General features: G+C 41.1%; 9 protein-coding genes. 8 read left to right on the top strand and 1 reads right to left on the bottom strand.

Annotation, left to right across the window (positions count from 1 at the left end; genetic code table 11):
• Positions 1–426: 426 nt before the first annotated feature.
• From glyQ to pheT, 5 genes are all read left to right on the top strand, one after another.
• Positions 427–1,305 (top strand): glycine--tRNA ligase subunit alpha, encoded by an 879-nt coding sequence (gene glyQ / locus NXG61_RS07575; protein ID WP_307224707.1) that lies wholly within the window; start codon positions 427–429, stop codon positions 1,303–1,305.
• On the top strand, positions 1,305–3,350 hold the full coding sequence (gene glyS, locus NXG61_RS07570) for a glycine--tRNA ligase subunit beta (protein WP_307224708.1): 2,046 nt from the start codon (positions 1,305–1,307) through the stop codon (positions 3,348–3,350). The genes glyQ and glyS overlap by 1 nt, the downstream gene beginning before the upstream one ends.
• 175 nt (positions 3,351–3,525) lie before the next feature.
• The gene (locus NXG61_RS07565) at positions 3,526–4,917 is read left to right on the top strand and encodes an amino acid permease (protein WP_432748895.1); all 1,392 of its coding nucleotides are present in this window, start codon (positions 3,526–3,528) and stop codon (positions 4,915–4,917) included.
• A 391-nt stretch (positions 4,918–5,308) separates the two neighbouring features.
• The gene (gene pheS / locus NXG61_RS07560; protein WP_307224676.1) at positions 5,309–6,334 is read left to right on the top strand and encodes a phenylalanine--tRNA ligase subunit alpha; all 1,026 of its coding nucleotides are present in this window, start codon (positions 5,309–5,311) and stop codon (positions 6,332–6,334) included.
• 21 nt (positions 6,335–6,355) lie between these two features.
• Positions 6,356–8,791 carry a phenylalanine--tRNA ligase subunit beta gene (gene pheT, locus NXG61_RS07555; RefSeq protein ID WP_307224678.1) on the top strand — a complete coding sequence of 812 codons (2,436 nt, stop codon included), beginning with the start codon at positions 6,356–6,358 and terminating at the stop codon, positions 8,789–8,791.
• Positions 8,792–8,946: 155 nt separating this feature from the next.
• Here pheT and NXG61_RS07550 read toward each other — a convergent pair whose 3' ends face one another.
• A complete protein-coding gene (locus tag NXG61_RS07550) occupies positions 8,947–10,287 on the bottom strand; it encodes an MFS transporter (protein WP_307224680.1) in 1,341 nt (446 codons plus the stop codon).
• A 235-nt stretch (positions 10,288–10,522) separates the two neighbouring features.
• On the opposite strand from NXG61_RS07550, the gene NXG61_RS07545 reads away from it, so the two are divergent.
• The 3 genes from NXG61_RS07545 (at position 10,523) to NXG61_RS07535 (ending at position 13,360) form a co-directional block, all read left to right on the top strand.
• Positions 10,523–11,347, top strand: a complete 825-nt coding sequence (locus NXG61_RS07545; RefSeq protein ID WP_307224683.1) for a transketolase — start codon at positions 10,523–10,525, stop codon at positions 11,345–11,347.
• Between the two features lies 1 nt (position 11,348).
• Positions 11,349–12,290 carry a transketolase family protein gene (locus NXG61_RS07540; RefSeq protein ID WP_307224685.1) on the top strand — a complete coding sequence of 314 codons (942 nt, stop codon included), beginning with the start codon at positions 11,349–11,351 and terminating at the stop codon, positions 12,288–12,290.
• Between the two features lie 212 nt (positions 12,291–12,502).
• Entirely contained in the window at positions 12,503–13,360 is an 858-nt protein-coding gene (locus NXG61_RS07535) for a phosphogluconate dehydrogenase C-terminal domain-containing protein (RefSeq protein ID WP_307224686.1), read from the top strand.
• Positions 13,361–13,486 lie beyond the last annotated feature (126 nt).

Below are 13,486 nucleotides of genomic sequence, written 5' to 3'. Positions count from 1 at the left end.
CTTTTTCCGTAATCCTATCACATTTTTATAGTACTTCTTCACCGCTGGTCGGAAAACTCTGAATAAAGTCTCTGCTTCGCGCTTCTTTAATTTAAAAGAATATTTTATCTTTGATTGACAAGTATTATTTTATCTGCTAGACTGAAAATGTTTGGCGATGAACAGTATTATTCGGCTGCAAAATAAAGCGAGGCGTGACAGTGAAAGACGCCGCTGAAACCGGTGGCAGACTGTGAGCATAAAAATTGGATATTAAAAGCGGGCATATTTGCCAATCAGGGTGGAACCGCGGATTATAAAAGAATCCGTCCCTGTGATGTCAACATCACAGGGACGGATTTTTATTTTACTATCTTCCTGAAAAACAGTAATAATCGCATAATTCTCGCTTTAAAATTTTATTTTATCAAGGAGGTTTTTATTTTGATGACATTTCAGGAAATTATCCTGACATTGCAAAAATTTTGGTCTGACCAGGGCTGTATTTTAGCTCAGGCTTATGATGTAGAAAAGGGTGCCGGCACAATGAACCCATCCACTTTTTTACGAGTATTGGGTCCCGAACCGTGGCATGTTGCATATGTGGAGCCATCCCGCCGCCCTGCCGACGGACGCTACGGAGAAAATCCCAACAGACTTTTTCAGCACCATCAGTTCCAGGTAATTATGAAACCGTCTCCTGACAATATACAGGAACTATATTTAGCCAGTCTGAAAAAGCTTAACATCAATCCTGAAGAACACGACATTCGTTTTGTTGAGGATAATTGGGAATCACCCACACTGGGTGCTTGGGGCCTCGGCTGGGAAGTATGGCTTGACGGCATGGAAATAACGCAATTTACTTATTTTCAGCAGGTCGGCAGTGTTGATATAAAACCGGTAGCCTCAGAAATAACTTACGGTCTTGAACGTTTGGCAATGTATATCCAGGGAAAAGAAAACGTATTTGATATTGTTTGGTCCGGCAATTACACCTATGGTGATGTATTCAAGCAGAACGAATTTGAGCAATCCACCTACAATTTTGAATTGGCCGATATCACCCTTCTCTTCGATTTATTCGACAAATACGAAAAGGAAGCCGTACGTGTGATCAATCTGGGATTTGTCCATCCTGCTTACGATTATGTATTAAAGTGTTCCCATACTTTCAATCTGCTTGATGCCCGCGGTGCTATAAGCGTGTCGGAACGTACAGCATTTATCGGTCGCGTCAGAAACCTTGCCCGCCTGTGCGCAAAATGCTATTTGAAACAAAGAGAGGATCTTGGCTATCCAATGTTAAAACGAGGTGACAAATGATGAGCAAAGATTTATTAATGGAAATAGGCACCGAGGAAATACCCGCCCATTTTATGCCTGCTATTTTACAACAGCTGAAAGAAAAAGCCGAAGAAAAATTTACTGAGCTGCATATCGATTTTTCGGAAACTAAAACTTATGGCACCCCGCGCCGCCTTGCTTTGCTTATAAAAGACTTGGCAAAGAAGCAGTCCGATATTTCCACAGAGCATAAGGGACCTTCCGTAAAAATTGCATTTGATAATGATAATAACCCGACAAAAGCAGCCATTGGTTTTGCCCGCGGCAAAAATATAGATGTTAACGAGCTTACGGTCAGAGACGGCTATATTTATGCTGTAGTCCACGAACACGGCAGCCGTACAATTGATCTTTTATCAGAAATTTTACCGCAATTGATCGAAGGTCTTAATTTTCCCAAAAACATGCGCTGGGGAACCCTTGATTTTCGCTTCGTGCGCCCTATTCGCTGGATCGTAGCTCTTTTTGACAGCGAAGTTATCCCTTTCACAACAGCAAACGTTCATTCCGGCAATAAAACCCGCGGACACAGATTTTTAAGTGACGGTGAGCATATCATAGAAAATGCTTCAGATTACAAAAAGACAATGAAAAAACTTTTTATCATCGTCGATCAAAATAAACGCCGTGATATGATTAAAGAACAGATCAACAGACTCGCCGCAGAAAATAACGGACACGCACAAATAACAGAAGACTTACTGGAGGAAGTAACATATCTTGTTGAGTATCCTACTGCACTTTGCGGTAAATTTGAAGAAAAATATCTTAATTTACCTAAAGAGGCAGTTATCACTCCTATGCGTGAACATCAACGCTACTTCCCTGTCACTGATGCCGCCGGAAAGCTGCTGCCATTGTTTATTACTATTCGAAATGGCGGTGACAATGCCTTAGCAACAGTTCAGCATGGCAATGAACGTGTTCTGCGGGCACGTCTTGCCGATGCACAATTTTTCTTTGACGAAGACAGGAAGAAAAAACTTGTCGATTATTTAGACAAATTGAAAACTGTCGTATTTCAGGAAGGACTCGGCAGTGTTTACGACAAAGCTCTGCGTCTGCAGAAATTGACCGCTTATTTAGCTGACGCATGTAAAACCGCCCCTTCTGTAAAAAAATCCGCCGAGCGTGCCGCGCTCCTTGCCAAAGCTGATTTAGTCACCGGCATGGTATGCGAATTTACAGAACTGCAGGGAATAATGGGACGTGAGTATGCCTTGCTCGACAATGAAGGTGACGAAGTAGCCAAGGCCATAGATGAACATTATATGCCACGTTTCGCCGGTGATAAGCTGCCTTCAACCGTTTCCGGGCAGCTGGTCAGTCTTGCCGATAAAATAGATACGATAGCTGCTACTTTCAGCCGCGGCCTCATCCCCACGGGCTCGCAAGATCCTTTTGCTCTGCGTCGTCAGGCATTGGGTATTGTAAATACTATCATCAATGCCAAAATGAATATTTCGCTGAATTCTTTTATAAAAGAATCATTAAACCTGCTTTCTATAGATGAAGATAAGCAGAAAGATTTATCCGCCAATATCATAAATTTTATAAAACTGCGTTTGAAAAATGTGCTGGCAGAGGCAAATATACGTTATGATATTGTAGATTCTGTTCTTAATAATATCAATGATATCTATGCCGTTTATAAGAAAGCTCTGTCTCTTGATAACAAATTAACTTCTGCCGACCTCACCGGTATTGTTCAATCCTTCGTACGAGTCAGCAATATTGCCAAACAAGATGTTCTCAATATTGACGAATCATTGTTCACCTGCCCTGAGGAAACGACATTATATCAAAACTACAGCAAGGTAAAGGATGCCGTCAGACTATCAGGTGATGATTATGATGCTGTTATAGATAAATTGGCACTTCTTTCTGCTCCCATTGATCGCTTCTTCGATGCAGTAATGGTCATGGATAAAGACGAAAAAATTAAAAATAATCGTCTTGCCTTGTTGAAAAATATTGATAATTTGATCAAGGCAACTGCCGATTTCAGTAAAATCGTACTCTAAAACTACTAAATTTATGCTTCAATAAATAAAGCGAACTTCGTATTTACTGTTTTCTCTATGAGCTGTACCGTATTTTCCCTTATTTTGTGCAAATTACGTATTGCTCATCCTGTTGTGCATAGTAAAATGCATCCCGTATTATATTTGCGAAGTTTGCATAAATTAAGGTGAAATGATGGAAGAAAAAAGTTTGCAGCGCAATCTCAAAGCGCGCCACGTGGAAATGATCGCTCTGGGCGGAACAATAGGTGTGGGACTTTTCATGGGATCAGCCAGTACTATCCAGACTGCCGGTCCGTCTGTACTTTTTTGCTACGGAGTTGCCGGTCTTGTTATTTTTTTCATAATGCGCATCATGGGAGAAATGCTTTATCTGGAACCGGTTACCGGATCTTTTGCTTCTTATGGCTACAAGTATATTCATCCCTTTGCCGGATATCTGACAGCATGGTGCTATTGGTTTTTATGGGTAGCAGTCGGTCTGTCGGAAATAACGGCCATCGGCATTTATGTAAAATACTGGCTTCCCTTTATTCCCCAATGGATATCGGCATTCGGCGGCATGCTCATCGTTGCCCTGGCCAATATGGCAGCAGTTAAATATTATGGAGAATTTGAATTTTGGTTCTCCATAATAAAAATAATTACCATTATCGTAATGATAATAGTAGGCTTCGGCGTCATTCTTTTTGGTTTTGGTTATGGCGGACAGCCTCTCGGTTTTGCCAATCTCTGGTCCCACGGCGGCTTTCTGCCAAATGGCATGTCAGGAATGCTCACTGCCCTGTGCATTGTAACTGCTTCTTTTCAAGGGGTGGAACTCGTCGGCATAACTGCGGGTGAAGCGCAGAATCCTCGCGAAACATTAAAAAAAGCCATAAAAGGTATAGTATGGAGAATACTTATTTTCTATATCGGCGCTATTTTTATTGTTATCACGATTTATCCCTGGAACCAGCTTGATATGCTTGGCAGTCCTTTTGTAACAATTTTTGCTAAGATAGGCATACCGGCAGCAGCCGGCATAATCAATTTCGTAGTATTGACGGCCGCTCTTTCAGGCTGTAACAGCGGTATTTACAGTGCCGGACGTATGCTCTATACATTATCAGAAAATAATCAGGCACCAAAATGGTTCGGGAAATTATCAAAATCCGGCATTCCGCAAAATTCCATTATTTTCACGATGACGCTCTTAATTCTCGGTGTCGTTCTAAATTATTTGATCCCCAATTCAAAGTTATTTCTCTATATATACAGCGCCAGTGTTTTCCCCGGCATGATTGCCTGGTTTGTACTGGCGATAGCTCAAAAAAATTTCCGCCGGAAATATGGGAAAAAAGTTATGGAACAGCATCCTTTCAAGTCACTTCTCTATCCTTACAGCAACTGCTTCTGCATAATCTTCCTTATTCTCGTAACAATCGGCATGTGGCTCAATAACGATACGAGGCTGTCACTGATCATCGGCTGGATATTCTGTGCTCTTCTGGCAGTGTATTATTTCTTCAGACTGGCAAAAAAAGAAATCCCCTATAAAGAACAGGAAGCAGAAAAAGCAAATTGACGTCGATTGTCTTCCATTCCTTTTTATGATATACTTTTTGTTAATGCATTGATTTATTTATTACTGCATATCATACAGCTATTATTGACGATGATAAAGAGAGTATGTTCCTTCCTTTTGCACAGAAAGTATTGTTTTAGCTGAGAGCAATGCCAAAAAACCGAACAGAAGTTCACTTTTGAGTCCCGCAGTGAAAATTGAGACAAGCTTTTGGCACGACATTCGCTGTCATGTCTGCAGCTCTGACTTATTTATATAGCAGCGGCGCCGGCGGCGTTAACGCATTTAAAGTATCAATTAGGGTGGTACCGCGAATTTTTACCTTCGCCCCTTGCAGGGCGGAGGTTTTTATTTTATCTGAATATATTCAATTTCATCAGGAGGCATCATTTTGGAACAGCAATTAACCCAAATTAAAGAAGACGCTCTGACAGCCATAAAAGCTGCCGGTGATCTCAACGAACTCAATGAACAAAGAGTAAAGTATCTTGGTAAAAAAGGTTCCCTGACCGCTATTCTGCGCGGTATGGGTAAAGTAAGCCCGGAAGACAGACCGCGTATCGGCCAATTAGTCAACGACGTTCGCAGTGAACTGGAAGCATCATTAGAGAACAGACAGTCTGCCTTAAAGGCCGATGAACTTTCCAATCGTCTTGCAACAGAAAAAATAGATGTGACACTTCCCGGACGCCGCCACGAAATAGGTCATCTGCATCCGCTCACACTGACTTTAAATAAACTTAAATGTATATTCAGAAACATGGGCTACTCTATAGCGGAAGGTCCTCAGATAGAAACTGATTATTTCAATTTTGAAGCTTTGAATCTGCCAAAAGATCACCCCGCACGTGATATGCAGGATTCTTTCTATATAACTGAAGATATTCTGATGCGCACACAAACATCTCCTGTCCAGGCACGAACCATGCAAGCTCACGAACCCAACAGCCCCATACGCATAATAGCACCAGGCCGTGTTTTTCGCCGCGATGATTATGATGCCACACATTCTCCCATGTTTACGCAGGTCGAAGGACTATGTATAGATAAAAATATCAGTTTTTCCGATCTTAAGGGCACTCTTACGACAGCTATGCGTCAGCTGTTCAGCGATGATCTTGATCTGCGCTTTCGTCCCAGCTTCTTCCCTTTCACGGAACCAAGTGCCGAGGTCGATATAACATGTGTGATGTGTCACGGCAAGGGCTGCCGTGTCTGCAAAGGTACTGGCTGGCTGGAAATTTTAGGTTCAGGCATGGTCCATCCGCATGTATTGGAAATGAGCGGCTACGATCCCCATAAAGTCAGCGGTTTTGCTTTCGGCCTCGGTGTCGAACGCATAGCAATGCTTTCTTATGGAATAGAAGATCTGCGTTTATTTTTTGACAATGATGCACGTTTCTTAAAACAATTTTAAAGGAAAAGGAGATTATCATACATGCAGGTATCCATAAAATGGCTGAAAGATTACATAGATTTCAAGGAAACACCGGAAAAACTTGCTGATATGCTGACAATGGCAGGTGTTCCCGTAGAAAATATAATTGATCCGGGAATCGGACTGGAAAAAGTGGTTACAGGACGTATTGAAGAACTGAAGCCGCACGAAAATTCAGATCATCTGCAGATATGCACTATAAATGTCGGTGCCGATGAAAATATAATAATAGTCACGGGAGCAAAAAATGTGGCACAAGGACAAATCGTCCCCGTTGCCATGATCGGCGCTCACTTACCCAATGGTATGAAAATATCAAAAGGAAAGCTGCGCGGCGTAATGTCCTACGGTATGCTTTGTTCCGCACAGGAATTAAAGCTGGATCTTGAAGCTTTGCCTGACGATCAGAAAACCGGTATATATATTCTCCCGCCAGATACTCTTATTGGTATGCCTGTAAAGGATCTGCTGGGATTGAATGATGTAATTTTAGAATTTGAGCTTACCGCCAACAGAAGCGATTGCTTCAGCGTTTTTGGTCTGGTGCGTGAAATAGCTGCATTAACCGGCAATAAAGCAAAATGGCCTGTTATCACGTTAAAAGAAAACTCCTCTGACAAAATAAATGATCTTATCTCAATCGAGATTGCAGACCAAGATCTTTGCCCGCGTTTTTCCTGCCGTATGCTCAAAAACATAAAGGTCGGGCCCTCTCCTGAATGGATGCAGCAGCGTCTTGAAGGCGCAGGGATCCGTTCTATAAATAATGTTGTCGATGTGACCAATTTTGTTATGATCGAACTGGGGCAGCCGCTCCATGCCTATGATTATGATGCGATAAAGGGACACAAGCTTATCGCCAGACGCAGTATAGAAGGTGAACTGCTTCACACACTTGATGACACTTCACGCAAAGCAAAAAAAGATATGCTCGTCATAGCAGACACTGAAAAGGCGGCCGGACTCGCAGGTATTATGGGTGGATTTGAAACGGAGATAACTGATAAAACCACCACTGTTGTACTGGAAGCCGCAAAATTTTACGGAGCCGGAATACGTCGCACTGCCCGCTCCTGCGGTCTTATTTCTGAAGCTTCGGGGCGTTTTGAACGCGGCACCGACATAGAAAATACCATCCGTGCACTTGACCGGGCCGCACAGCTGCTCACACAGATGGATGTAACTTGTGCTGCCGTAACAGGTGTCCTTGATGTATATCCGGAAAAGAAAAAACCCGTCACAATAGATTTTACGGCAGAAGCAATAAACAAACATCTGGGAACCGGCCTTGACAGCCGGATTATGGTCGACATTCTTCGAAAGCTTGAAATAAAAACCGAAGAAAAAAATGGCATTATAACTGCCTTTATTCCTTCATGGCGCGGTGACATAAGCTGCATGCAGGACATCTCTGAAGAAATATCCCGCATTTACGGTTTTGATAAAATAGAATCTACACTTCCGTCCGGACTGGCTTTACAAGGAAAGCAGTCGGATAAACAAACTTTTGTGGATAAACTCAAAAATATCATGGTCAGCCTTGGTCTTTGCGAAACTGTTTCCTTTAGTTTTACTCATCCCTCCATCTTGGATAAGCTGAATGTACCTGCCGATCATTTTATCCGCAATGCCATTCCTATCATGAATCCGCTTACCGATGAATATCCGCTTGTTCGTACCTGCCTGCTGACTTCTGTAATGGAAAATCTGACACGGAATTTTTCCCGTAAAAACAATGACATAAAAATATTTGAAATCGGTTCTATTTTTCTGCCGAAGGCTCTGCCTGTCACCGAACTTCCCTCAGAACATTTAGAAATCGCCGGAGCAATATCCGGCCGCAGAAACACCTTCAGCTGGAGTGAAGATAATTCCCCCGCAGATTTTTATGATGCAAAGGGCATTATTGAAGAATTATTGCAAAAATTATCTATCAGTCGATGCACAATAGAAGCCGGAGAACAATTTGCTATGCACCCCGGAAAAACTGCCGTTTTCAAAAAGGGACGCGATACTGTTTTCACTGTGGGTGAACTTCATCCGTCTGTTTCTTCAGCCTTCGGTATAACAAAACCGGTTTACATTTTCACTGCCGACATAGATATTTTGATGAAATACACAGCCAAAACCATAAAAAGCAGACCATTACCCAAATATCCTTCAACCTCCCGTGATCTTGCCATACTTGTTGATACTTCTGTAGAGGCCGGAATCATTGAAAAAACCATCACTAAATCAGCTGGGCAATATCTATCATCCCTTGATTTATTTGATGTTTATGAAGGCAAACAAATAGAAGGCAGCAAAAAAAGTCTGGCCTTCTCTCTGACCTTTCAGGCCAATGACAAAACATTAACTGATGCGGAAATAGACGCTGCTTTTCAAAATATTGTGGAAGCACTGCAGAAAAATTGTAATGCCTCTTTGCGTGCTTGAAAAATTTTATTACCATCCCTAAGATGAACTGCAACACAAATACCTCATTGCAAAATTTTGCAATGAGGTATTTGTCGATTAAATAAAACCATATATCCATTACGCTATTTCTTTAAGCATGACCGCCTTTTGGGAATACACTCCTGCAGCAAGTTTTATTCTATCATCTCTTTTATTTTTATCTCTGTTCGTATTTCATTACTCCTAATTTCTACAAGTTTTTTGGGTACTAAAATTGTAGCTATTCCTGCGATTACTGCAAAAGCCGCTAAAAGATACATCCCTGAATTAATCGTTCCGGTAATATCCTTAATATACCCCACTGCATAAGGCCCAACGAACCCTCCCAGATTACCAAAAGAATTAATAAACGCAATCCCGACAGCGGCCGATGCTTCAGATAAAAATGCACTCGGCAGTGACCAATAACTGCCAGCAAAACCATAAAGCCCCGCCGTGCTGACAGCGATCCAAAATAAACTTATAACTATATTATTAGTTACCGTTAAAGCCAATAAACCTATCGCTGAAAACAAAATCGGCACACCGACATGCATGCGGCGCTCCATAGCCCTATCTGAATGCCTGCCAACAGCAACCATACAAATTACACCTACAAAATAAGGTATAGTAGAAATCAGGCCTACCTGCACATTGGAAAAGGATTGCCCAAGTGATTTAATAATCTGCGGCACCCACATGCTCAGACCATACATTGCACATACATAACCAAACCATATAACAGCCATATGCCATACCCGTCCGTTTTTTAGTATTTTGCCAATAGATAAATTTGAAGTAGACCTTTTTGCTTCACACTCCAATTTCAGCTGTTGTGTAAGCCAGCTTTTTTCTTTATCAGTCAAAAATTTGGCCTGTTCCGGTCTGTCGACCAGCCAAAACAATGTAATAAATCCACAAATAACAGCAGGAATTCCTTCAATGATAAACAACCAGCGCCAACCTGACATTCCCAGCCAGTTCACATTTTGCATGATATAGGTTGACATCGGCCCTGTAATAATATTATTAAGTGCCATACCTGTCATAAAAAATGCCAGTGTCTTGCTTATATACTTTGAAGGAAACCACAACGTAATATAAAGTATCATCCCCGGATAAAATCCAGCCTCAGCAATCCCCAGCAAAATACGCATAATCCCTAATTGCATGGCTGAATGAATAAATCCCGTAAGAACTGTGACTATTCCCCAAGTAATCAATATACGAGCTATCCAACGTCGACAGCCGACTTTATGCATCATGATATTGCTTGGAATTTCAAAGAAAAAATAAGCAACAAAAAATATCCCTGCAATCAATCCAAATACTGTAGCCGATATTCCCAGCTCCTTATTCATATCCAATGCTGCAAAACTGATATTAACACGATCCATCATCGACACAACATAAATAATAAAAAGAAACGGAATCAGGCGCCAACGAAGTTTGCGAATAATTTTTTCTTCGTCAATTTGTGAAACATTTTCTAACATAATACTGCTCCTTTTCAAAACTACTACCTCATTGCTGAATAATTAATATGTCATTAGACGTCGGATGTTTGTTGTATAGTATACTATGGGTGTGAAACTCAAGTCAATTAATTTTTCTAAAAATTATATATATTTTTTTTTATGTGAATATCTTGAAATATATATAAAATAGTGTTATATTTGCATAAGACGTTAGACGTATGATGTTTATTATAAAAATGATGAGGTGCACATTATGAGCAATATGACAATTAATAATTTGCAGGATGTTTCTCACCGACTCAGGCTTGATGTGATGAATATGGTGTATGAGGCAAAAGACGGTCATCCCGGTCCGGCATTTTCTATCGCTGATTTAATTACGGTTTTGTATTTCAAAGAAATGCGAATAGATCCCAAAAACCCTTCTTGGGAGGATCGTGATCGTTTTGTTCTTTCCAAAGGGCATGCCTGTACGGTACTCTATGCGGCATTAGCCAGAAAAGGTTATTTTTCAGTAGATGAACTGCATGGTTTGCGCAAATACGGATCTATTCTTCAAGGTCATCCCGATATGAACAAAACCCCAGGCATAGATATCACTTCTGGCTCGCTTGGCAACGGTCTCGGCATGGCTGTCGGAATGGCATTGGCTGCCAGATATCAGCAAAAGGATTTTTATACCTATGCTGTCATCGGTGACGGAGAATGCGAAGAAGGACTTATTTGGGAATCAGCAATGGCTGCTAGTAAATATAAACTCAATCACCTTATTGCTTTTCTCGATCACAACGGATGGCAAAGCGGCGGCAGCATCCAAGATATAAGCGGCCTTGAATCTGTTATTAATAAATGGGAATCCTTCAACTGGAACTGTCAGATCATTCCAGGTCATGACTTTGACGAAATTATCAATGCCATAACCAAAGCCAAATTATGTAAGGACAAGCCCTCCATGATCATTATGAATACGATAAAAGGCAAAGGCCTTCCGTTTATGGAAAATGACAATTCTTGGCATAAGCGTGTTCCTACCGAAGAACAAATGAAAGAAGCAATTAAAATATTAGGAGATGATTAATATGTGCCAATATAAGGGAACCAGAGAAGCTTTTGCCAAAGCAATAACTGAACTGGCTGATGCTGGCAATGATAAGCTTATGTTTATTTCAGCAGATTCCTTGAAATCTATGAAATGCACTGAATTTGCGGAAAAATATCCACAACGCTACATTGAAGCGGGTATAGCCGAACAAAATTCGGTAGCAATGGCGGCCGGTCTGGCCAGTACAGGTCTTATGCCTTTTATTGCTACTTATGCCGGTTTTTTGACAATGCGAGCCTGTGAACAGATTCGTACATTTATTGCCTATACAAATTTAAACGTAAAAATAATTGGTATTAACGGCGGTATTTTTTCCGGAGAAAAGGAAGGAGTAACTCATCAATTTTTTGAAGATTTGGCTATTATGCGTGCTATTCCTAACATGAAAGTTATTGTTCCAGCCGATGATACTCAGATGTATCAGGCTGTAAAAGCATCAGCCGAAATTGACGGTCCCGTATATATCCGTGCTGGAAGCGGCAGAGAGCATCGCGTCTTTACCGAATCTCATAATTTTGAGTTTGGTAAAATTAATGTCATTGAATCCTATGGCAGTGATGTCGTTCTTTTCTCAACTGGTCTGCTTATGAACCGTGCCATGGAGGCAGCCCGTCGCCTTAATGACAGAGGTATAAAGGGTACTTTAGTCGATGTCCCGACATTAAAGCCGCTTGATAGTGAAGGTATCACAAATATTTTGCGCAAATGTGGAAAAGCGGTCACTATTGAAGATCATAATATCATCGGCGGTCTGGCTGACGCCGTCGCTCTCGTCAGTACAGAACACTATCCAGTGCACATAAAGAGAGTGGGGCTGCATGATATTTTTCCGAGCAGCGGTGCCGCAGAAGAAGTTCTTGATCACTATGGCATGGCAATAGACGATATCATAGCCGCTGTTGAAGAACTTTGCCATTAACAGCCCGTTTTGTCCATCCTCCAGAATAATCTGATCTGATTAAAATTTATATACAAACAAATGAACCATACCCTATTCCAAAAGTATTATTTATTTTCATATACAGCGAAATTGTTTAATCCCTGCGCTCCAGCACTGCCGGTATAATCATAGCCGGCAGTGTATCCAATAAAAACATTAATTATCTTTTATCTTGAAAGGAAGTCTTTTTAGTGAGTGAAAAATTGAAAGTTACAGTAATCGGCGGCGGCGGAAAAATGGGGACCCGTGTAAGCAATAACCTAGCCAAGAACTCTGAATGGGCTGAACTTTATTTATGTGAAACATCTCCACACGGAATCGAAAGCATTAAGTCCAGAGGTCTTGATGTTACCGCTATGGAAAAGGCCGTTCCGATAGCCGACGTTGTCGTTTTAGCCGTTCCTGATACCCTTATCCGCATAGTTTCTGAAGACGTTGTAAAACTTATGACTCCAGGAAAAACACTAATGATTCTTGATCCTGCTGCTGCGGTAGCCAAAGAATTGGCATTGCGTGATGACTGTACTTTTGCTGTCGTCCATCCGTGCCATCCTTCTTATTTTCTTGATCAGGACACAGCGGAAGCCAGAACTGATTACTTTGGCGGCATTGCCGGCAAACAAGACATCGTTATGGCCAAAATTCAAGGCGATGATAAAAAATTTGATCAAGCAAGAAAAGTCGGAGAAGCAATGTTTTCCCCTGTAGTAAATAGCTATGTTATGGGTATCCGTGATATTGCATTTCTTGAACCTACACTTGTCGAAATACTTGGCGCAACAACCTTATATGCTATGTCCGAAACGGTTAAGGAAGCTGAACGACGCGGCATACCACGTGCAGCTGCTGAATCATTTCTTACCGGACATATTTATAATCTCACTGCCAATTTTTTGGGCAAATTAAATGCCAAGGTCTCCGATGCCTGCATGGTAGCTATTGATCTCGGTAACAAATATGTTCTCAGAGATGATTGGAAACGAATATGGGATGATAAAATTCTTGATGAAAACATCCATATTATGCTCCATCCCAACGAAAATAAATAATACTGCTAATTGCTTACCCCCCATAATATTTATCAGATGAATTCTTTTTCATCTGATAAATATTATTGTTATAAACATCATAGCTTCCCCTTCCACATATATTTTTTATAAAATTCCTTCATAATA

Source organism: Pectinatus haikarae (assembly GCF_050916305.1).
GTDB lineage: Bacteria > Bacillota > Negativicutes > Selenomonadales > Selenomonadaceae > Pectinatus > Pectinatus haikarae.
This window is presented reverse-complemented; position numbering and strand designations above follow the sequence as displayed.

What these genes read in the sequence shown, in the direction of transcription:
- NXG61_RS07540 (WP_307224685.1), top strand. Translation starts at nt 11,349, where the DNA reads ATGTGCCAATATAAGGGAACCAGAGAAGCTTTTGCCAAAGCAATAACT.
- glyQ (WP_307224707.1), top strand. Translation starts at nt 427, where the DNA reads ATGACATTTCAGGAAATTATCCTGACATTGCAAAAATTTTGGTCTGAC.
- NXG61_RS07550 (WP_307224680.1), bottom strand. Translation starts at nt 10,287, where the DNA reads ATGTTAGAAAATGTTTCACAAATTGACGAAGAAAAAATTATTCGCAAA.
- glyS (WP_307224708.1), top strand. Translation starts at nt 1,305, where the DNA reads ATGAGCAAAGATTTATTAATGGAAATAGGCACCGAGGAAATACCCGCC.
- pheT (WP_307224678.1), top strand. Translation starts at nt 6,356, where the DNA reads ATGCAGGTATCCATAAAATGGCTGAAAGATTACATAGATTTCAAGGAA.
- NXG61_RS07565 (WP_432748895.1), top strand. Translation starts at nt 3,526, where the DNA reads ATGGAAGAAAAAAGTTTGCAGCGCAATCTCAAAGCGCGCCACGTGGAA.
- NXG61_RS07545 (WP_307224683.1), top strand. Translation starts at nt 10,523, where the DNA reads ATGAGCAATATGACAATTAATAATTTGCAGGATGTTTCTCACCGACTC.